The organism is Mucilaginibacter aquariorum, assembly GCF_024498135.1.
Taxonomy (GTDB): Bacteria; Bacteroidota; Bacteroidia; order Sphingobacteriales; family Sphingobacteriaceae; genus Mucilaginibacter; species Mucilaginibacter aquariorum.
Genome location: NZ_JANHOH010000001.1, coordinates 1563470 through 1584973 on the forward strand (window position 1 = coordinate 1563470; position 21504 = coordinate 1584973).

21 protein-coding genes are annotated in these 21504 nt (G+C 45.6%); 17 read left to right on the top strand and 4 right to left on the bottom strand.

Features of this window, described 5'->3' with window-relative positions; all coding sequences use genetic code 11:
- Positions 1 to 7: 7 nt before the first annotated feature.
- From traK to NPE20_RS06780, 6 genes are read left to right on the top strand one after another with little or no spacing between them, the layout of a single operon-like run.
- Positions 8 to 622 carry a conjugative transposon protein TraK gene (gene traK / locus NPE20_RS06755; protein ID WP_256537850.1) on the top strand — a complete coding sequence of 205 codons (615 nt, stop codon included), beginning with the start codon at positions 8 to 10 and terminating at the stop codon, positions 620 to 622.
- On the top strand, positions 600 to 1019 hold the full coding sequence (locus NPE20_RS06760; RefSeq protein ID WP_256537851.1) for a hypothetical protein: 420 nt from the start codon (positions 600 to 602) through the stop codon (positions 1017 to 1019). Before traK ends, NPE20_RS06760 begins: the two co-directional genes overlap by 23 nt.
- Positions 1020 to 1069: 50 nt before the next feature.
- Complete coding sequence (traM, locus tag NPE20_RS06765; protein WP_256537852.1) at positions 1070 to 2260, top strand: conjugative transposon protein TraM; 1191 nt, start codon at positions 1070 to 1072, stop codon at positions 2258 to 2260.
- Position 2261: 1 nt separating this feature from the next.
- Positions 2262 to 3113 (top strand): DUF4138 domain-containing protein, encoded by an 852-nt coding sequence (locus tag NPE20_RS06770; RefSeq protein ID WP_256537853.1) that lies wholly within the window; start codon positions 2262 to 2264, stop codon positions 3111 to 3113.
- A complete protein-coding gene (locus NPE20_RS06775) occupies positions 3113 to 3364 on the top strand; it encodes a hypothetical protein (RefSeq protein ID WP_256537854.1) in 252 nt (83 codons plus the stop codon). The genes NPE20_RS06770 and NPE20_RS06775 overlap by 1 nt, the downstream gene beginning before the upstream one ends.
- Positions 3365 to 3367: 3 nt before the next feature.
- Complete coding sequence (locus NPE20_RS06780; RefSeq protein WP_256537855.1) at positions 3368 to 8899, top strand: helicase-like domain-containing protein; 5532 nt, start codon at positions 3368 to 3370, stop codon at positions 8897 to 8899.
- Here the strand turns inward: NPE20_RS06780 and NPE20_RS06785 are convergent, their stop codons facing one another.
- A complete protein-coding gene (locus tag NPE20_RS06785) occupies positions 8900 to 9697 on the bottom strand; it encodes a hypothetical protein (protein WP_256537856.1) in 798 nt (265 codons plus the stop codon).
- Positions 9698 to 9702: 5 nt separating this feature from the next.
- Entirely contained in the window at positions 9703 to 10431 is a 729-nt protein-coding gene (locus tag NPE20_RS06790) for a Cthe_2314 family HEPN domain-containing protein (protein ID WP_256537857.1), read from the bottom strand.
- Positions 10432 to 10545: 114 nt separating this feature from the next.
- On the opposite strand from NPE20_RS06790, the gene NPE20_RS06795 reads away from it, so the two are divergent.
- The 9 genes from NPE20_RS06795 to NPE20_RS06835 all read left to right on the top strand — a co-directional run bounded on the left by NPE20_RS06795 (position 10546) and on the right by NPE20_RS06835 (position 17532).
- Positions 10546 to 12558: a type IV secretion system DNA-binding domain-containing protein gene (locus NPE20_RS06795; protein WP_256537858.1), complete on the top strand. Its 2013-nt coding sequence runs from the start codon at positions 10546 to 10548 to the stop codon at positions 12556 to 12558.
- A gap of 24 nt (positions 12559 to 12582) precedes the next feature.
- On the top strand, positions 12583 to 13008 hold the full coding sequence (locus NPE20_RS06800; protein WP_256537859.1) for a hypothetical protein: 426 nt from the start codon (positions 12583 to 12585) through the stop codon (positions 13006 to 13008).
- The gene (locus NPE20_RS06805; protein ID WP_256537860.1) at positions 13005 to 13436 is read left to right on the top strand and encodes a M23 family metallopeptidase; all 432 of its coding nucleotides are present in this window, start codon (positions 13005 to 13007) and stop codon (positions 13434 to 13436) included. Before NPE20_RS06800 ends, NPE20_RS06805 begins: the two co-directional genes overlap by 4 nt.
- Positions 13437 to 13446: 10 nt before the next feature.
- Positions 13447 to 14727 carry a zincin-like metallopeptidase domain-containing protein gene (locus NPE20_RS06810; RefSeq protein ID WP_256537861.1) on the top strand — a complete coding sequence of 427 codons (1281 nt, stop codon included), beginning with the start codon at positions 13447 to 13449 and terminating at the stop codon, positions 14725 to 14727.
- Positions 14728 to 14732: 5 nt separating this feature from the next.
- A complete protein-coding gene (locus tag NPE20_RS06815; protein WP_256537862.1) occupies positions 14733 to 15515 on the top strand; it encodes a DUF4099 domain-containing protein in 783 nt (260 codons plus the stop codon).
- Positions 15515 to 16141, top strand: a complete 627-nt coding sequence (locus tag NPE20_RS06820; protein WP_256537863.1) for a hypothetical protein — start codon at positions 15515 to 15517, stop codon at positions 16139 to 16141. The genes NPE20_RS06815 and NPE20_RS06820 overlap by 1 nt, the downstream gene beginning before the upstream one ends.
- 17 nt (positions 16142 to 16158) lie before the next feature.
- The gene (locus NPE20_RS06825; protein WP_121243926.1) at positions 16159 to 16632 is read left to right on the top strand and encodes a PH domain-containing protein; all 474 of its coding nucleotides are present in this window, start codon (positions 16159 to 16161) and stop codon (positions 16630 to 16632) included.
- A gap of 117 nt (positions 16633 to 16749) precedes the next feature.
- Positions 16750 to 16977, top strand: a complete 228-nt coding sequence (locus tag NPE20_RS06830) for a hypothetical protein (RefSeq protein ID WP_256537864.1) — start codon at positions 16750 to 16752, stop codon at positions 16975 to 16977.
- Between the two features lie 60 nt (positions 16978 to 17037).
- A complete protein-coding gene (locus tag NPE20_RS06835; protein WP_256537865.1) occupies positions 17038 to 17532 on the top strand; it encodes a DUF1281 family ferredoxin-like fold protein in 495 nt (164 codons plus the stop codon).
- A gap of 71 nt (positions 17533 to 17603) precedes the next feature.
- Here NPE20_RS06835 and NPE20_RS06840 read toward each other — a convergent pair whose 3' ends face one another.
- Positions 17604 to 18710: a DUF1015 family protein gene (locus NPE20_RS06840; RefSeq protein ID WP_256537866.1), complete on the bottom strand. Its 1107-nt coding sequence runs from the start codon at positions 18708 to 18710 to the stop codon at positions 17604 to 17606.
- Entirely contained in the window at positions 18703 to 19734 is a 1032-nt protein-coding gene (gene serC, locus NPE20_RS06845) for a 3-phosphoserine/phosphohydroxythreonine transaminase (RefSeq protein WP_256537867.1), read from the bottom strand. The genes NPE20_RS06840 and serC overlap by 8 nt, the downstream gene beginning before the upstream one ends.
- 256 nt (positions 19735 to 19990) lie before the next feature.
- Here serC and fbp point away from each other — a divergent pair, with 256 nt between their 5' ends.
- Complete coding sequence (fbp, locus tag NPE20_RS06850; protein WP_256537868.1) at positions 19991 to 20986, top strand: class 1 fructose-bisphosphatase; 996 nt, start codon at positions 19991 to 19993, stop codon at positions 20984 to 20986.
- The gene (locus tag NPE20_RS06855; RefSeq protein WP_256537869.1) at positions 20986 to 21459 is read left to right on the top strand and encodes an Lrp/AsnC family transcriptional regulator; all 474 of its coding nucleotides are present in this window, start codon (positions 20986 to 20988) and stop codon (positions 21457 to 21459) included. The genes fbp and NPE20_RS06855 overlap by 1 nt, the downstream gene beginning before the upstream one ends.
- Positions 21460 to 21504: the final 45 nt, after the last annotated feature.

Here is a 21504-nt window from a genome sequence, read left to right on the forward strand (position 1 = left end):
ACTTTTTATGATCGTTAAAAATATCGAAGCCAAGATTAGGCTTGCGACATGGGTAGCTTTTGGCAGTTTCATCACTTCGATCATCCTATCGGCCATTTGCTGCTCCTACGCGTATCGTCAGGTAACCGACGCCCGGAAGAGCATTTATATCTTAAATAACGGCGTTCCCTTACAGGCTGGGCAAACCGACATGCAGGTCAACCGGCCCGCCGAGTACCGTGCACATATCGACATGTTTCATTCCCTTTTTTTTTCGTTGACACCTGATGATAAGTACATCGAATATCAGTTAAAAAAAGCGATGTATCTGATAGATGAATCAGGTGTAGCCCAGTACAACAACCTGAAGGAGAATGGTTTTTTCAACTCTGTGCTATCCTCAAGCTCAGTAATTACCCTGCAAACAGATTCGATTTCGCTGGATTTGCCAAAGCGGTATTTCCGTTTTTATGGGCGCTTAAAAATTGACCGGCGAAGTTCAACAGTTATCCGCTCATTGATTACAGAGGGTTACCTGAAAGATATTCCGCGAAGTGATAACAACCCCCATGGTGTGCTGATTGTGAACTGGAAAACCCTTGAAAATAAAGATCTCGAAAATGTTCAGAAAAATACATTCTAACCGCGATCCGAGGGATACGCTGTACAGTGAATTAAAAAAGGAATTCAGGGTCTACGCCAATAAAGGAAATCAAATAGGTAGATACATTGCTTTTAAATATCACAAACTACTATTTGGCGCAATGATCACCTTAATGGCTGTTTCAGCGCTGACGGCTGTACTGTTGCATCATGCACCTGCGCCACAGGAAAAGGTTAAGCACAGGTCGGAAACGGCAGTGATCCGCAACGGCTTCGACCATATACTCGCGGCCAATGCGGCGCTGACGCTAACTATCCGTTTGAGGAACCAGGTAGACAGTATTTCTGCCAAAAAACAGCTGACCAAAACCGATAGCCTGACGCTCATCCGGGCCCTTGACAGCTTGCAGCACATTCAACTGACATTACCTCATTAGCCCGGCGCAAGTAATGATGAGGGTCTTCTAAAAACTATAATCCGAATTTTATGAAAATAAATTTAAAGCAACCGAAATACATCCTGCCGCTCATCCTGTTGCCATTTCTGTGCCTGTTCTTTTTTGTTTACCAAAGCGGCTTTGCCGGGAAACAAAAGGCTGAGGAGCCCAAAGATGGCATTAATTCATCTGTAGGCCAGGTATCAGGCGATGTACAGAAAAAGCAACTTCAAGATAAGCTCGATGCCTATCGCAATACCTATAAGGAGGGCGACGGCTCGACGGCGGTGAACCCGCTGCCGGCGGAGAAAACAAGTAACCCGACATTCAATAGCAGTTATTCCGGCAATGATCAGAAAATGCTGGATTCCATTGATCAGGTCATGAAAAGCAGGTATGGGCAGGGATCTGCTGATAGGCAGCCGAAGAAATCGCGTGACGCTGCCAGCAACGACCAGGCCATGATCGCGGCATTAAATGGCCTGAAGAACAGGCATCCACCGGCAAATGATCCCGTTGCGGCTGATCCAACCGTCAAAGACCCCATGGAAACCTTCCGGCAGCAAATGTCCTACCTCGATAGTATGAATAAGGTTAATGACCCCGAGGTTAAAGCAGCGCGCAAAAAGGCAGATGATCTGGCCAAGGCTGCGGCCCTTAGATTAAGCGAACCGAAATTAGCGGTTAAGCTGGCAGATCTTACCGCGTCTGATTTTAACACGGTGATGCCGGATAAACACCCGGATTTTATTAAGGTCGTCATAGACGAGAACCTGACCGGTTATGCAGGATCGCGCATCCGCCTCCGATTATTGGACGATATCTTTGCAGGCAACTACAGGATTGCCAAAGGCACTTATATCTATGCCATCGTTACCGGCTTCTCCGGCCAGCGCGTGGAGTTGTCTGTAAAGTCTATACTTTTCGACAATAAAATATTGCCGGTAAAGCTGGAAATATACGATCTTGATGGCATGTCAGGGCTGTATGTTCCTGAATCGGCTTTCCGTGATTTTACCAGGGACTTGGGCACCAACACCGTGCAGGGCGTAACCGTAGACGGCAGCGGTACGGGCTCAGTGGCCAGCCAGTTCGCTATGAGTACGGCCAGTAAATTATTTGAATCTACGTCATCGGCGATTGCCGGCCTGATCCGCAAAAACAAAGCGAAGATCAAGTACAATTCTTACCTCTATTTAATCGATAACGATGCGCTCGAAAAAGCGCAGCAACACTACTAACATGAAGAAAATACTTTATTGCCTTGCCATCATTTATATGGCAAGCTTAACGACTTATGCCCAATCTACACCATTCCCAGCGGGCATAAAGAAAAGCAGCTTGCCCATCGTATACCTTCCCGAAAATGTTTCCGTACAATTCGTCTCACCGGAGCCGATCCAGTATGTGGATATATCGTCAAAATCATTTATCGGTGACCTTCCTCTCAAAAATATTTTACGCATTAGGCTCAGAGATTCGATTGCTTCGTCCATTGGTACAGCTAATGCGGTTATAACAATCGCCGGTGAAAAGTTTATCGCGCAATACCAGGTCGTGCGCGCCGATTCGATCACCGCAAGGGATACCCGAACGGAAATCACGATTGGGGAGGATGATATGCGGCCTTTGGATATTTCAGGAATTGGTTTTTCTCAAAACCAACTGAAGCAATTCGCGCTCGATCTGTTTTCCAAAAAGCCGGGCAAACCTATCGAAAAAACAAAGTCGTTTGCCCTCCAAGGCACGGTCAACCATATCTATACGGCTGGAGAGTACATTTTTATTGACTTTGGCTACCGTAACAAAACCAACCTGGCCTACAATATTGCGGACCTGCGCTTCCATATCGATGATAAGAAGATCAATAAAGCCACCAACGTACAGTCAATTGAACTCAAGCCAGAGTTCATCTTGTTTACTAAACCGCTTTTTCAAAAAACTTACCGCAACATCATTGTCCTGAAGAAACTGACCTATCCCGGAAACAAAATATTACATATCGAATTAAGCGAAAAGCAATTGTCAGGCCGGGTCATCACACTCAACATCTCTTATCAGGACGTACTGGACGCGGACACGATACCTATCTGATGAATCCTTTGCAATTACTGGAACCCGAAGAACGTGAACGGTATGACTATCTGCAGGAATTATTTGAGGCAGAATTTGAAGAAACACATCTGGCATATCATATCAGTGGCATTCTCATCTACGAGCTGCTGAATTTATTAGCGGCCTGCGGCTTTTTGTTCGATGAATTCGGATTCCCGGAAAGCGAGGACAGTCGACTTTTCCGCTATGCCATTACCGGCACGATTGCCGAATACCTGAAAGGAGAATAGATCATGGCTTTTAACAGTTCGAAAAAACTGACAGGGAATACCGATGCACTGCGCATCGCTTTGTCAGGTCAGGAGCGCTATAACATTCAGGAGATTGAAACACTTAAAGCTTACGCCGGGTTTGGTGGCTTGAAAGCCATACTCTTTGGAGGCGGTCCTGTGGAAGAATGGGTAGAGCAAAATGCATCAGCCAATGACTTGCGCCTGCATCCTTTAGTGATTGCTTTGCATAACTTATTACGGGAAAAGCTATCGCCGGACGATTATAAGTCAGGCATCGATGCGATGAAAAGCAGCATCCATACCGCTTTCTACACACCCGACCTGGTGCCGGGCGCTTTGTATGGTGCCTTAAAAAGCCAGGGCATCCTGCCGCAACGGCTCTATGAACCGAGCAGTGGCGCAGGCATTTTCCTAACCGAAGCCCTAAAAGCTTTTCCGGATTTACAGGAGATCAACGCGGTAGAAAAAGACCTGCTGACCGGCAAGGTTCTGACGGCGCTTGCTAAATCTTTTGAGGTGCCCTCACAGGTGCAGGTTCGAGGTTTTGAGGAAACCCCAGCCACTGAAAAAGGACGGTATGATATCATTACCAGTAATATTCCTTTTGGTAACTACCGTGTTTTCGACCCCGCCTACCAGGGCAGCGCGGTTACCGCCAAGATCCATGATTATTTCTTCGCTAAGGGCTTAGATAAATTGGGTGATGGCGGTTTGATGGCCTTTCTGGTAACAGATGCCTTTTTGAATACCGCGTCAAACAGCCTGGCGCGCAAGCATGTGTTCACATCGGCTGATTTTATCAGCCTTTCTATTTTGCCGGACAACCTAATGAAGGACACGGCAAATACCGAAGCGCCAAGCCATTTAATTTTAGTACAAAAAAACGATCAAAAAGATGTCTTTAGCGAAGCGGAACAATTGCTGATTGACACCGTTGACCGGGAAAACCGCTACGGCACATTTTCGGTAAACGCTTATATCGACCGGCACCCGGAACTTTTTTTAGCAGATACCATTGGCGAGGGCCATAACCAGTACGGCAAAGCCAGCCAGCTGATTTGGCAGAAAGGACCTCTTGAACAAATCAGGCAGCCGCTGACCGACCAGATCGCCGAAGGCTTAGCTGCGAATTTTGACCGGGATCGCTGGAAAGGCCTACAGCAGCGCTTATCAGATGAAAAATCTATGAGCAAAGCAAAAGGTAGATCAGAGTTGAAGGGCCGATATTTTACTTTTCTCGCCATGCCCGACCTACCGGCTGCCGATGTTTCGGCGCAGGGTCAATTAGGGCTTTTTGAAACACCCACTTTTAATAATGACCGGGCGCAAAGGTATTTTTCCGACCTGGATAAAGCCTTAGTCGATCCGGCAACAGGCAGACAGATCAGCACCATTCGTACGACCGCAACGCCTGAACATGATAGCATCGTGCTGATCACGGCACGGGCAAAGCAATCCGGCCGCTATTTGTATAAGTTATTTAGTAATATACTGGAATTAAGCTTTTCTGATAAATGGGTCAGCGGCAATACGTTGACCCATGAATTGAAAGCTTTATCCGCCAAACTTAAACATTTCGGGCATGATTTCCGGTATGAAGGCGACCGCAGCCTTGAACCGGTTTTTGATTTGCTACCTGACCGCCCGGTGCCATTTACAACTATTAAACCGTTTTACAAACGGGACACTTTAGTGGTCCATGAAGGGCTGGCTGGCCTGACCGGCCTGATCGAGAACGGGCAGGCCGAATTTAAGCCTTTTGACAGCCAGGCAGACCTGTCCTTTTTCCGTGCCTATATCGCTTTGCGGGATAGCTATATGGAGCTATTTGCCAAAGAGGCCGATACCTTACAAGTTCAGCCACACCTGCGCGTTTTACTTAACCGGAATTATGAAAACTTTACCGCAAAATTTGGTGAGCTGAATAAAGGAAACAACAGGAACCGGTTGCTACAGGACGCCGCGTTGGGTTTTGTGGTGCTATCTTCATTAGAGCGCCGCGAGAATGAAGCCTGGACAAAAGCCGACATTTTCTTCGGGCCGGTGTTTTCACAGCAGGAAAGCCTGCATACTGATGATCCTGCCGAAGCCCTGGCGCGTAGCTTAAATGATAAGGGCATCGTTGACCTCGACTACATGAGCGCCATGACCGGGCTGGATGAATACGCGATCATAAGGGAATTGGACGGCAAGATCCTGATGAACCCCGTCTTTAGAACCTGGGAAACCAACGATAGTTATCTTTCCGGGAATGTAGTTCAAAAGCTGTCGCTGGCGGAACGTGCGGCAGAATCGCATCCCGATGATTTGCAAATCGCAAGGAGTTTGGCTGCTATCCGCCGCGTACAGCCTGAGAAGATTCCGTTTGAGCTATTGGATTTTAATCTGGGCGAACGCTGGATGCCGGTAAATTATTACCAGCAATTCGCCAGCGATTTGTTTAGCCTCGATACACATATTGAATATTTTTCTTCAGCGGACTCTTTTAAGGTTACTTATAAGAATGGCAACGCCAAAACGGATGAGGAATTTGCCATCATGCCAAAATCCGGCATTAAAATGAAGGGCGCGGCCCTTTTGGAACATGCGCTGGAAAATACCAGCCCCTATTTCAGCTATAAAGTAGGTTCAGGTGATACGGCAGTTCGATTGCCCGACAACGAGGCGATCCAGTTAGGACACCAGAAAATCGAGTCGATCCGAAGCAGGTTCGAGGAATGGCTGCGGGAACTTCCAAACATCGAGAAAAATAATATTGAGGACTTATATAACGAGACCTTCAATTGTTACGTGCTGAGGGATTACGACGGAAGCCACCTAGTCTTCCCGGGCCTGGACCGTAAAGCATTGGGAATTGAAGATCTTTATAGTTCGCAGCGCGATGCCGCCTGGCGTATTATACAAAACCGCGGCGCTTTGATTGACCATGAAGTCGGTTTGGGAAAGACCCTGACCATGATTGTGGCTGCGCAGGAAATGAAGCGCCTTGGTATCGTTCAAAAGCCGATGATCCTGGCTTTAAAAGCCAACATCGGGCAAATCACCGATACCTACCATAAAGCATACCCCAAGGCCAAAATACTGGCTCCGGGTGAAAACGATTTTACACCGGTTAAACGGCAGGGGCTGTTCCATCAGATAAAAAACAACAATTGGGACTGCATCATTCTCACGCACGATCAGTTTGGCAAAATTCCACAGTCGCCTGAAGTACAGCAGCAGATCTTAGAGGGCGAACTGGACAATATCGATGCCGATTTAAACACGCTTAAGTCATTGGGCGGGGAAGTTTCCCGCTCCATACTAAAAGGACTTGAACTACGCAAAAAAAACCTGGAAGCTAAGTTGAACGGGGTATTGTATGCACTGGAGAATAAAAAGGATACCGGGATCGATTTTCGGGAAATGAACATCGATCACCTGTTTGTCGATGAATCGCATAAGTTCAAGAACCTTACTTTCACTACCCGGCACAATCGCGTGGCGGGTCTGGGCAACCAGGATGGCAGCCAAAAAGCATTGAATATGCTATTCGCCGTGCGCACTTTGCAACAAAAGTTTGATGCGGATTTATGTGTTACATTCTTATCGGGTACGCCAATCTCCAACAGCCTGACGGAGATGTACCTTATCTTTAAATATCTCCGGCCAAATGAACTGGAAAGGCAAAGCATCGGCAACTTTGACGCCTGGGCCGCGGTATTCGCTAAGAAAACAACTGACTTTGAGTTTTCGGTCACTAACCAGATCGTTGCTAAGGAGCGTTTCCGTCACTTCATTAAAGTGCCCGAACTGGCTCTTTTTTATAATGAGATAACGGACTACAAGACAGCTAAACATATCAGCCTCGATAAACCTGAACTGGTCGAAACGCTAATAAATATTCATCCAACCCCGGACCAACAGGCCTTCATTAAAAAGCTGATGATGTTTGCGGAATCCGGCGATGCGACCTTGCTCGGCCGCGCAGAGCTAACGGCCGAAGAAGATAATGCCCGTATGCTCATTGCAACCAATTACGCTAAAAAGATGTCCGCCGATATGCGGCTGATCGACCCTGATTACGAAGATCATCCGGATAACAAAGTAAATGTTTGTGCCAGGAAGATCGCCGAAGTGTATAACCTGAGTAAGGGACACAAAGGAACGCAGATCGTATTCAGTGACATCGGTACGCCAAAGCCTAATGATTTCAATATATATGATGCGCTAAAAAACAAGCTGGTCAGCGACTTTGATATCCCGGCGCACGAAATAACCTTTATCCACGAATGGACAGACCGGCAAAAACCTGAGCTGTTCCGAAAAATGAATGCCGGCGAGATCAGACTGTTACTGGGCAGTACAGAAAAAGCGGGCACCGGTCTGAATGTGCAGGCACGTGTTTTAGCGATGCATCATTTTGATACGCCGTGGCGTCCGAGCGACCTGGAACAGCGTGATGGCCGGGGCGCGAGGCAAGGCAATTGGCTGGCAAAGAAGTTCTATGATAACAAGGTCCTCAACTTTATTTATGGTGTCGAGCAATCATTGGACGCCTACAAATTCAATTTGTTAAAGAATAAGCAAACCTTCATTTCACAGATGAAAAACTGTGAACTGAATGTACGGACACTGGATGAAGGCGCACTCGATGAAAAGAGCGGCATGAATTTTTCCGAATACATCGCTATCCTTTCCGGCGACACTACGCTATTGGATAAGACCAAGGTAGAAAAGAAAGTGGCGCAGCTCGAAGGCTGGAAGTCGGCACATTTCCGGGAGGTGGCCCGCAACCGCTACAGCCTGGAGGCCGCGGAGAAAAGATTAAGTGAAATTGGCACCACACTGGAGGGTCTATTAAAGGACGAGGCTTTATACAATTCACAGCTGAAGCGTAATAAAGAAGGCAACAAAATGAACCCTGTTTTTTTGACTGGTTTCGAAACTGCTGATTCCGAAGTGCTGGGCAAGAAAATTATTGAGCTCTACAAGACCTGGGCACCTGCAATAGGCGAATCCGAAGAGAAACAAATAGGTAAGCTGTACGGCTTTAACCTCTATATCCGCCAGCAGCGCGAAGGCTACGAGGAACAAGGCCTCTTTAAATATCGCCTGCAAAATCACTTCTTCGCCGAAGGGCCGGCCGGGATCAAATACCAAAGCAATGGTGGACACCCTAATGTGGACAACCCAAAAATGGCCGCGCGTTATTTCTTGAATGCCATTGATAAAGTTACCGGTTTACGCGAAAAATACGAAAAAGAGCAAACCGAACTGGTAAGTGAGATCCCAACCCTGTCGGAATTGAGCCAGAAAACGTTTGAAAAGGAGCCCGAATTGACGGAATTGCGCATAGAGCTCCGACGCTTGGAAAACGAGATTGCCGCCAAAATAAGGGAGACGCAGATGAAGGCTGTTCCCGAAGAAGAAAGCGAAATTAAAGCCGAACAACAAAACGAAGATAACACGCTCGACCAGTCCGAAAATCTTCGGCCGCTGCGTTTGCCGGGAGTTAACCCGCCTGATTACCCTGCACAGGGAATTGCATGACTATTGACAATATTCTTCAATCTTTTTATAAACTGATGGCTTTATGCTAGTTAATTGGGCAATAGCTTGCGCTCCGATATCTTCATTAAACATATCATCAGACAAGAAATATAAAGCGGTTCGAAATTGATACAGCGAGGTGATCACCGTAATAAGAAGTGTAATTTGATCAATCAAATTCTGGATATCTACTTGATATTGCTTTACTGTCCGCACGATTTTCTCATCCTGGGAATGAGATTTGAACTCATATGGTATAGAGAACTTCGGGTTATCTAATCTGCAATAACCATCCTGATGCTTGGTACAATTCGATATAAAGTTAACTAGGTGCACCGCTGGGTTTTTGAACCACTGATACGGACTAAAACCAAATTCTTTTTCAGCGAACTTGTCCAGCGGCGTGCCCGTATTCGTATCCTGCCGCTCGTCTAACATTTTAATTAATTGCTTGATAAATGACTCAAACTTATGAAAGGTAAAAACATATCCTAACCGCACGGTTTCGTCACGAAGATCTTCTAAATTATCATCTATATTTCCAAGCATATTGGCGTAAACTGATTTTCTTAACATCTGCCGTGTTTTTACAATTGCCTTATTGGTAGCCGGGACGAAACTAGCCGATACCAAGTTTCTGGATTCAACAATTCCGGCCATACCAATTGCTATAAATGTATGCATGGCGCGGAGTTCAGGATCTTCCATGCTCTTTTCATAATTAGGTATCTTGTTAAATTCACCGGCGATTTGAAAGACCGTTTGGTCAAAAGCGTTTGCCTGTTTTGAATTTGTCATTTTAATTAAATTAGTTTGATAAGCAATGGTTTTAATTGATTAAGGAGTTTTGCAAGCGCTATTTGTGAGCTCAAAATATTATCTCTAAACATTTTGGTGCTTACATATTCTCCGGATGAAGAATAAAAAGTCAATAGCCCGTTAGTTTCGCTGAACCGATCCCTATTATCAGGATAATTTGGTGGATAACGGTGTGTAAAGCTGTTTCGGTGATTTGTAGTCTGTTGGGTTTCTTTTAAGAATGCCTTCACAACTTTGCGAACATCACCTGATGGTAATTTACCTGCAAACCCACTGTTGAAATGAACTTCATTCTCTTTTAATCCAATATTGAAATATACATTAAGCAATTGCCCGATATTATCTTTGACCGTCGAGAAAAAATAGTAATAAGTTTCAGCATAAAAATCAAATTGAATACGGTTGATGTAATGGTGCTCGTCAAATTCCTTTTCTTTCTCCGGAATGCCTCGTTCGTAATGGGTTAAAGTATTAATGTAAGCATGCCAAAGGCTTCCAATTCTATTGTGAAGGCAATTATCCCACCAAAATAAATTGCTTTGCCTATGTGCTGTGGAAACTTCATTCCGGTTAGAAAGGAGTGTTCCTAATGTACTTGCATAGGGAAATCCAAAATTAGCCAACTGGGGTTCAGTAGCATAAAGTTTCTTACGTTCTTCCCTGGATGGATAACGATAATCATCGGCTTTAATGATAATTGATTTATTCAACATGGTATTGGCTAAATTTGGTTAGGATAGCAATATACCATTACTCCCACTATCAATTCACGTGACCTGTATTTTATCAGCGAAAAATAATCACGGTTTAACAAAAATTCAAATTCTATGGAAGAGACCCACGAGCAGCACAAGCTGCATGGTTTTATGCAATGCGGCATTTATTTTTCCGTTGCGCTCGAAGCCGCCATTTTTGTTTACAAGCAAGCCCCGTTCTGGGGCTTTTTTACTGGCGCCCTGGAAAAATTAAGCCATGTGTTGATCTATCAGCAATTGTTGTTTAGCAAGCTGTTTACGCTCCTACTGATCTGCATGGTTAGTGTCGGCACACTAGCCAAAAAGAGACAGGAACTTGACCCGAAAAAGCACATCATTTATCCGTTGACCTTAGGGTTGCTCTTATTTTTTGGATCAGCTTTTTTGTATGGCAGGACCGGCCGATTAGTATTCGTTTATACCAGTTGTTGGAATCTTTTATACATGCTTTGTTCCCTCGTCGGCGCGGTGATGGTGAGCATTTCCATGGATAACGTTTCCAAAATGATCCGCTCAGGTTTGGGTAAAGACATCTGGAACGTGGAAGGCGAAAGCTTTATGCAACCGATAAAAGCAGTCATCACACCTTATTCGGTCAATATTCCGATGCTGTTTTATTTTAAAGGGAAGGTGCGACATGGCTGGATCAATATTGTTAATCCGTTCCGGGCTACGATTTTGATCGGTACACCTGGTTCCGGCAAATCTTTCGGCATTGTAAATCCATTCATCCGCCAATTGATCGCCAAAGAATTTTGCTGCTGTGTTTATGATTATAAGTTCCCTGATTTAGGGAAAATAGCTTACTACCATTACCTACTGGCGAAACAGCGGGGCAAATGCAAAAACCATGATTTTCATGTAATCAATTTGAATGACGTCGAACGCAGCAGGCGCACCAACCCCTGGCGCAGTGATTACTTAAAAACGTTGGCAGACGCTTCTGAAAGCGCCGAAGGTTTGGTAGAAGCCATGAAAAAGGGCGATAAGAGCGGTGGCAGCGATCAGTTCTTTACCCAGTCGGCAGTTAATTTTCTGGCTGCATGTGTTTTCTTCTTTAGTAAACATGCAGATGGTAAATATTCAAGTTTGCCGCATGTACTCTCTTTTCTTAACCACTCCTATGAGGACATCTTTAACACTTTATTTTCGGAACCGGAATTGATTTCCCTGCTATCACCTTTTAAAACTGCCTTCGTAGCTAAAGCATTTCCGCAACTGGAAGGACAGATCGGTACGCTTAAAATCTTCATTTCACGACTTGCGACAAAGGAAACATTTTGGGTGTTTTCCGGTGATGATTTTAACCTGAAAATTTCTGACAAAGCTTCCCCTGCGATGGTCGTACTTGCCAATGATCCAAGCACGCAAAACATCAACTCGGCCTGTTATTCGGTAGTGATGAACCGGCTTACTAAACTCATCAATAGCAAGGTCAATCTTCCGTCCGCTTTGATCATCGATGAGATCCCGACATTATATATCTATAAGATCGATAACCTGCAAGCAGTTGCCAGATCGAATAAAGTGGCAATATTGATGGGGTTGCAGGAATTACCCCAGTTTAATCAGCACTACGGTAAAGATACCGCGGCAACCATAACCGCTGTTGTGGGCAATGTGCTGGCCGGCTCGGTGCGAAATAAAGAGACACTGGAATGGCTCGAACGGATCTTCGGTAAGAATAAACAAATTGGCGAAAGCCTTTCGATTGACCGGAATAAGACCTCCACCTCGCTACAGGAAAAGCTGGAGCCACTGATCCCTGCCGGTAAAATGGCTTCACTGAACACCGGGGAAATGGTGGGCCTTATCGCTGCCGATGTGCAGGAGGTATATACGGGGAAATTTGAGACTTCCGCGGTCAATTGTAAAGTTAACTTACCTGCTGCTGAATTGGCTGCGGAGGAGAAAGGTTACCGGGACCTTCCGGTCTACTATGATTTCGACGGAAGAAAAGACGAGATCCTGCGGGAAAATTTTATGCGCATTAACAGTGAGGTCGATGCCGTGGTCGAGAGCTTTCGGAAACCCATTCCCCAGGTTCAGGTATTGCCGAAAGGCAGCATGAAACCGAAAAATTAATTATTAAACTTTCAAATTCTATTTATGAAACCGACCGATGAACTCACCGGGATGTTGGTATTGGTGCATCCTGAGCTAACACAAGACCCGGCAAACAATCAGGGCAAAATTGGAATAATAACCGGTGCGGAACTCGAACAAGACGATGTGTACGTCAGCTTCGGCAAAGGTGAACAGGCTTTATACAGCACTGATGCCTTGCTCGTATTTAAACCGGAAAAAGATCTTTATACAACGATCATGACCGATGCCCGCGAAGCGGGCCCGGAAGTTTTTAAAACACTATTCCAGATTAATTTGATGCAACAGCATGGTACTACATCTGTAATGAAAAAAGCCATGGAGATGGTTGCTGACAATAAAATATTGCGTGATCTCAGCATGGATACACTGGAAAACAGATTAGCCAATCAATTGCAACAGCAGCAGGACCAATCATTTTCCAGATGATCCGCCTAATCTTTTGTTGCTGCTACTTTCTGCCGCTGCAACATTTATCCCTAACATCCGGTTACGGTAATCGCATCCATCCTGTAACAGGGAATGTTCGTTTCCATCCCGGTATTGACCTTCGTGCACGGCAGGACACGGTCTTCGCAGTGATGCCCGGTTGTGTGCAGACTGTAAATTACAATCCCATTTTGGGCATACATATCATTTTAGTTAACGGCGATCTTAAGCTACTGTTTGGGCACCTGTCGCAGGTGTTCGTGCTGCACGGCGATTCCATTGGGGCAGGTACACCGATCGCGATAACAGGTAGTACCGGCCGTGTAACCGGCGAGCATTTACACTTCAGTGTAAGTTACCGGAACAAACATCTTAACCCACTGCATTTCATTTATGCCTTAATGAATAATCTTAACAAAAATAAATAACGTAAAAACCATGAGTACACCCTTCAAACCACTGTCCGAACAGATCGCTGGAAAAATGATCGCGGACCTGAAAGCCGGAACATCTATTTTGCAACGGCCTAACAACAGTTTAAACTCGGCATTGCCGTTTAACATTGAAAGCGGGCATCGTTACGCCGGGCCATCGGCCCTGGTGCTGTTGATGCAGAAACGCGACGACCCGCGCTGGGGCACGTCCAACCAGGCTAACCGCAACCATACAGCTGTGGTTAAAGGAGCTACAGGCACCCTGATCAATTTTATGTCCAGTTATGAATACCAAAAAGTCGTAGATGAAAAAGGCGAACCTGTATTAAAAGAAAATGGTTTCCAACGCACAGAGCGTATAAAGCTGGACGAACCAAAACAGGTTGATGCCTGGCTGTTTAACGGCGAGCAAATGCGCAAAATGCCGAAATGGGAAAAAGAGCCCCTGGACTTGTCCCCGGCTGAGCGGGCTCAGGTGATCTTGGAAAACAGTAAAGCGGTGATCGAACACGGGGGGGATGATATGTTTTACGATTCCCGTGCTGACGTGATCGTATTGCCGGAGATCGAGCAGTTCAAAGACCCGGAGCAATATTTTTCAGAAGCCCTGCATCAACTCGCGCATTGGACTTCGGCGGAAGACCGTTTGAACCGTCCGCAAGACATCAGTATGGATCAGACTGCTAATATCCGGGAAGAGTTGCGCACTAACCTGGCTTCTTTATTTTTAAGCAAGGAACTCAATCTGCCTTACGATCTGAATGACCATGTGGGCTATGTAAATAGCTGGGCCGCTATCCTGAAAGAAGAACCTGCCGAACTGTTTAAAGCGGCATCCGACGCGCAAAAAATTGTCGATCATATCATGGGCTTTGAGCAAAAGATCGAAGAGAAACAGGACATCGCTGCCGAAAACGAGGTTGGTATGGTGACCGATGGGAACATTGCGCAGGACGCACCTATTGCCGAAACAGCTGACAGCTCTTTTGACCGCACCAAGCTAAATAAGGGCGAGATCATCCCGCACAACGGCACGGAGTTCAAAGTAGTGGCTGAGTTAAAAAATAAAGTCTATCAGATGCAGGATCTTGGCAGCGAACGCAAATTCAAAATGAGTGCGAAAGATGCATTGTTTAACGAATTGCTGGAAGCAAGAAATAACTCGCAGGAATTAACATCGGGTTTAGGCTTGGGTGCTGATGCCTCGAATGCTGAAGAGAAGAGCAACAGGGAAAAAGATGCGGTTGAAGAGTTTTTGGACACGAATTACCAGATAGAGCGTTAAAAAACATGCTTAGACAACAATTCAAAAGGGAAGAACTTCCCATGGAAGAATTCCAAAAACTAGGGCTGGCCGATTGGAATAAGCTGCATATCGATGAGGATGACCTTTCGGCAATGCTTAATGGCAGGCGAACCGATATGCTGCGCCTGGAAAACCTGGACCAGCAGGGCTTGCATATACCGGCATTGGATGCAAAGCTATCGCTTAGACGCAATAAAGACGGTGGCGTCGAACTTTTAGCGCACCCAATCTACAAATTAGCGGAAGGGCCGAAATACCTGACCGATACCGAAATCGACAGCCTGGAAAAAGGTGAAGCAATAAATGTGTTGAAAACGATTGCCGATGGTGAAGGTGATAAGCGCGAGGTGTTGGTCGAGTTCGATAAGGATACCAATGAGTTTATTGTCGTTGATACCGGCAAAGTGCAGGCACCGGAAGAGATCAATGGCGTACCACTAACTAAGAAGCAAAAGGATAATTTCCGCAAGGGTAAAGAAGTAGAAACTGAAGACGGTACGACCATCCAGTATTCCGCAAAAGATAAACAGGCAATTCGTTCCGACCGTTTAGCGCTGATCGCGTCAGTGCTGATTGACGGTGGAGTTTCGTATATCCTGTTTAAAGGTTTAAATGCCTTATTTAACAAGCCCCAACATAAAGAGCCAGGCAAAAACTTTTATAAAGCTTTGTCTTCCGTACAGGCAACACAGGAAAGTAAAGCTACTAAAACGGTGAGTGTTATGAATGATACAGATGAGGAGCAAACGAAATCTATCGGCCGCTGATGCATCCTTATTTAACCCGTTTAGGCGTACGGCCGGAAGTGCAGAGGTACTTCCGGCCGTTTTTTCATGCAGATGAGTTCGGTAACCTGATCTTTCCCTATGGGGATGAGAAGGAACATTATGGTTTCGCTTTCCACCGCGTGCCGATAACCGATGAATGCTGGTTTGCAGGTAATTTTCATTTCGAACAGGTCCGCCTTATTATCCTGTCCTCTTCTGCCGTTGATGCTATTTCCTGGCTGAATAAAAAGTTCCATACCATTGCTCATACCCAAGATTTATTATTTGTTTCATTCGGCGCGGGTATAAGCATGGTGCAGCTTCGCTGGTTAAGGGAAAGACTTATTAGGAAGAAATACCAATTCATTTTTACAAACGACCTGCTCGGCAGGATGGCTGATGTTAAGGTGGCCGCCGCTATTCGTGGGTGGCCTATATCGGTTTATGTACCTGACGATCATCAAATCGCGGTAAGATTCAGGGCGGCTAAGTTTTTGTTCAGCCAGAATGACTTTAGCCTGTCCGCCTTTGAAAAGGCGGCCGGTGCACGTTTTGGTATAGCCGTTACCAAGCCAAAACTGCATAATTCATTCTTTGATGAGCTAAAGGCGGAAGCCGGGCTTTAAATTTAATTACTTAATTTATGGAAATACAACATTTCGGAGAGCCTCAGGAGATCACGATCCGTCCTGCGGCCATATTTGCTTTTGTGCATGTCACCTTATTTTTGCTGTGCAGTATCGCTTTGCTGTTAGTGGCCTGGCGTTTTTGGCCGGGCTTGATATGGCTCTCCTTACTTACGGCAGGAATGGGCTTTTACAGGTTTTGGTTTATCCGCAATATACGTTATGTGATCACGCCGGAAACCATTCGGATCTCGACCGGCATCTTTTTTAAACGTACCGACTATGTGGAAATGTATAGGGTAAAGGATTACATTTTGACGCGGCCTTTCCTGTTACAATTTTGCGGACTGATGAACCTTACCCTGAAAAGCACCGACCCTGAAAACCCGGTCATCTGGCTCAGGGGAATACCAGCTTCAGAATTGGTTGATACGCTTCGTACCTATGTACAGCATGCCCGGCTAAACAACAAAATTGTTGAACTTAATTAAACTTTTCGTTGAAAAAACCTTCTAATTACTAATACATTTAGTATATTTATATAACGAATATCAGGCGATTCCTCCTTGCGCATGCCTAACATTTAGCAATTAATAATTCTTAATTTTATGAAAACGTTTGTCTACCTGGTCTTTACCTGCTTCATTTCTACCGGTGCCTTTCTGGGGGCGCTAAACGCTAACACACCATTGCTGCTTTACGCAGTTGGCTTTGGGATCTGGGGGCTATTTCTTTGGGGCCTTAACCGTCGCATGAAAAAGAAAGCAGAAAGACAGGATATGGAAAGAAATTTTCAGAATTATATGCGGTACCAAGCCCGAAGGCCCGGACGCTAAACTGTTATTTTAAGCCCCTCAACCGAGGGGCTTTTTGTTGTTTAATAAAATCTTACACCTATGGCGAATTATTGCTCCAACAGCGTCGTGTTTTCTGCGAATGAGACGACCTTAGAAAAGATTCGCGCCCTTTTTGAAGAAATTGAACTTAAACAACACGAACACGGAAGATATTACCTGCCGGATTTTATCAAAAAGGAAGGCGGCTATATGCGGGATATTATCGTTAACAAAAGCCGGATCTCTTTCGAAACAAGATGGGTACCAAATACGGAAACACTCATGGAGATCGCTGATTTCTACCAGGCAGATTTTACCTCCAGGTACAATGAAATAGCCATGGGTATCTACGGCGAAACTCGCTACGACCGAAACAGCCTGATCATGGTTACGCTTGACAGTGAGGATTTCCGGGCCATCCGGTATGATAAACAAAAAAATGGTTACCCCTGTGGTGAGCAGGTATTTGAATATGAAGGAGATTTGCTGGATTATATGCTTGATCAGAAAATTCTTATCAATCAGGTCAATAGGTATACCGTGCAACGGGATTAGCCCTTTGTCTAAAATCCGGCTCTACCCTTTCGTCAGTGCTGATCTGGCCGCAAGCGTTTATAATGATGATCTTAGGGTTGTTCATGATGATTGATTAAAAGCCCATACGGTATTTTAGGATCGATCCACGTTGCCTTTGGCGGCAGGTTGCGACCGGCTAAAGCAGCCGCGATCAGTTGTTCGGTGCTTACCGGGCATAACGTGAAGCCAATAGCCTGCGGGTGCCCGCTAAAAAATTGTTGCATCTGTTCGGGTGCACTTTTACCACCGAAATGCTTCAGGCGCGTATCATTTGATGGGTCACTAATGCCGAAAAGTGGGCCAAATACCTTTTCTTGTAAAAGTTCAGCGTCGGTACAATCGCTGCAGCTACGGGGTTTGGCTACCATATGATACCAACCGCCATCAATATACAGCCCGACATGGCGGTCTTTATCCGGACTGATAAATTTTCCGCTAAAGCTTTCGTGCAGATAAAAATTTGGCATCAGCAGCCTGAAAAGTTCCTTTTTATCAACCGGTGAATACGGTACAACTACGCGGTCATAACGGCGGATACGCAGTTCACTCGTATTCATGAAAAGCGCGCTGATCCTGTTAAATTTTGGCAGCAATTGTTGCGCCGATAAAATGCGGTGGTGCCCATCCGCTAAAAAAACCTGGCTGATCTGGTCAAAGGCAAGTGTTAAGCGGGCGGTTATTTCAGGATCGCTGATACACCATAAACTGTGTATCTCAGTAGCATACTGATAGCAGGCGCTTGCGCGTTTGCTCTTGATCATTTGCGTTATTTCTTCCACCTCGCTACTCGGTGAGTACGTGAGCAAAACCGGGCTGCCTTCAATACCGGTCGCTTCGCGATAATTTCGAAGCCTGCGAACGCTATCGTCAAAGGTTGCCTCATGGGTCAGGATCTGATCGTACAGGTCCGCCAGGGCCCAAATGCCTGTATGGGAAGATGTGCCGTCTTTCAGCTCGTAGACATATAGCGCTTGAGGATTACGTCGCAATGTTCCGTTCGCCAGTAAACTCGCCCATGTTTCGTTGATCGAATGATAAGCCATTTGCTGGTTTTCGGAAATTTCGGGTCGCTGCCTCGCTACCCCTTCCAGTAAGGGTTTGAGGTCAAGTCCTCCGCTCACAGGAGACAAGGCAGCAAAAGGATAGATCTTAGCCATATATATTTGAGTTTTCAAATTCTTGCATCGCGTCCACCAAAGCTATAACACTTGTTAGCGGCAACGCGTTATATAAAGATGCGCGAAAACCCCCAACCGTACGATATCCTTTGATCCCGACCAGTCCTTTGCTTTCCGCGTAGGCTAAAAAGACCGGTTCTAACAAGGGTTCATGGGTTTTAAAAGTTACATTCATCAATGAACGCTCCGGCACAGATGCCGTCCCCGTAAAGAGTGAATTGCGGTCGATCTCTGCATATAACATTTCGGCTTTCGCCTTATTCTGCTTATAAATGGCAGGTACACCGCCTGTGGATTGCAGCCATTGTAAATTCAGCATGGCTGCGTAAATAGCAAATACCGGCGGTGTATTATACATTGATCCGTTATCCCGGTACACCCGATAATCGAGCATAGCCGGCACTTGATGTTTAACATCATCCAAAAAAGCATCGCGCGCGATGACAAGCGTCATTCCGGCAGGCCCCATATTCTTTTGCGCGCCGGCATAGATCAAAGCAAATTCCGAAACATTGATCGGACGGCTGAAAATATCAGAGGACATATCGCAGATCAAATTCGGCACATCAGGAAAGCTTTTCATCTGCGATCCTTCAATGGTATTATTGCTGGTGCAATGGAAATAATCTCCTGTTATTTGCGTGATGTCCCTGTTGACCGGACCGAATAACTCCGCTTCTTTGATGGCTTTTTTGCCGAAGAAACCGCCGTCCAGATACGTAGCTCCATCACGCAAAAAATTCATCGGGACCATGCAGAATTGCAGGCTCGCACCGCCCTGTAAAAATAAAACGCTATAATCTTCGGGGACTTGCAACAGTTCGCGCACCAGGGTTTCTGTTTTTTTCACTACCGCCTCAAATGCGGGACTGCGATGGGAAACTTCCAATACCGAAAGGCCTTGTTCGTCCCAGTTCATGACGGCGTCGGCCGCTTTTTTTAAAACGTCTTGCGGCAATACGCAGGGGCCTGCTCCGAAATTGTGCTTGGTTACATTTGGCATGGTGTAAAATTCTATGGAAGCGACCAAAAAAACTATACAGCAGTTAATCTTTAGTGATTTCAGTTGTATTTAATCTTTGAACGACAGTAATCGTTGTTTTAATCATTGACGGATGGAAATTTTGTTGTTTTTAACTGTCCCGATACACTTAGTATGGCTTGTTCTGGTCGTTCTGATTTCGTTTTTTAAACTGAAAATCACTAATTTTGGCGAAAATAACAGCGCAAATAATATTGTATATATTACACTAAGTACCATGAATCAATTCCAGACCCTCGGGCAATTTATCATTGAAAAACAGGCCGACTTTCCTTATGCCAAAGGCGAACTTTCGCGCCTGTTGAGGGATATTGGTATCGCTGCCAAGATCGTTAACAGGGAAGTCAATAAAGCAGGGTTAATGGATATTCTCGGAAGTGCCGGCAGTGAAAATATTCAGGGCGAAAGCCAGCAAAAGCTCGATATTTTTGCAAACGAGCAATTTATATCCGCGCTGCGTTCAGGCGGGGAATGTGCCATTCTGGCCAGCGAGGAGAATGAAGAAGTTATACATTTATCCAAGCATGCCAAATATATCGTAGCCATCGACCCGCTGGACGGGTCATCCAATATTGATGTAAATGTGCCGGTCGGTACCATCTTTTCGATCTACCGTAAAAGCCATGATGGCCCGGCAACCATTGCTGACGTATTGCAACAAGGCACATTTCAGGTTGCTGCAGGCTATATCATTTATGGCTCGTCAACCATGCTGGTTTACACGACCGGCTGCGGGGTAAACGGGTTTACGCTTGACCCGTCTATCGGTGAATTCTGCCTTTCGCACCCCAATCTTAAAACACCTCCAACCGGCACCATGTATTCTATCAATGAAGGTAACTATGTACATTTCCCATTAGGGGTAAAAAAGTATATCAAGTACTGCCAGGTGGAAGATCCCGGCTCTCATCGCCCGTATACCTCACGTTATATCGGCTCCATGGTTGCCGACCTGCACCGGAACCTGATCAAAGGGGGTATCTTTATTTACCCCTCCACTGCTTCGGCACCAAAGGGCAAACTAAGGCTGGTTTATGAATGCAACCCCCTTGCTTTCGTTACCGAGCAGGCAGGCGGCAGAGCGACTGACGGATTGGGCCGACGGATTTTAGAGTTGCCGGTTATGGAATTGCATCAGCGGCCCCCTATCTTTATCGGCGCAACGGAAATGGTTCAGCAAGCAGAAGTTTTCATGATCGCATCCCTAAACTAATGAAGAAGACACCAATAGATAAAACAGATATTGGCATTTTAAATGCATTACAACTGAATGGCCGGATCTCAAACAGGCAGTTGGGTTCCACACTCCACAAATCCGAATCGGCTATTAAGGTGCGTGTCCAGCATTTGCAGGAGGCCGGCCTGATTAAACGGTTCGCCGCCATCGTGGAACCAAAACTCCTTGGCCGCGGTTTGATCGGCTATGTGCAGGTGATTGTGGAGCGGCATACAGAACAAGATCTCACGGCCTTTATGGAAAAAGCAAAAGCACTGGATGAGATCATGGAATGTTACCACATGACCGGTGCCTTCGATTTCCTTCTCCGTATTGCCGTTGCTGATATGGATGAATACAGCAAGGTCCTCATGAAAAAATTGGGTAACCTTCCCGGAGTACGGCACTTTGAAAGTTTCTTCGTCATGTCGGAGGTAAAGAATGAAACGGCTTATTCCATTGGGGAATAGCGTTAATAACATTCCCTGTGTCAATGAATTAAATCATTTGGAAGA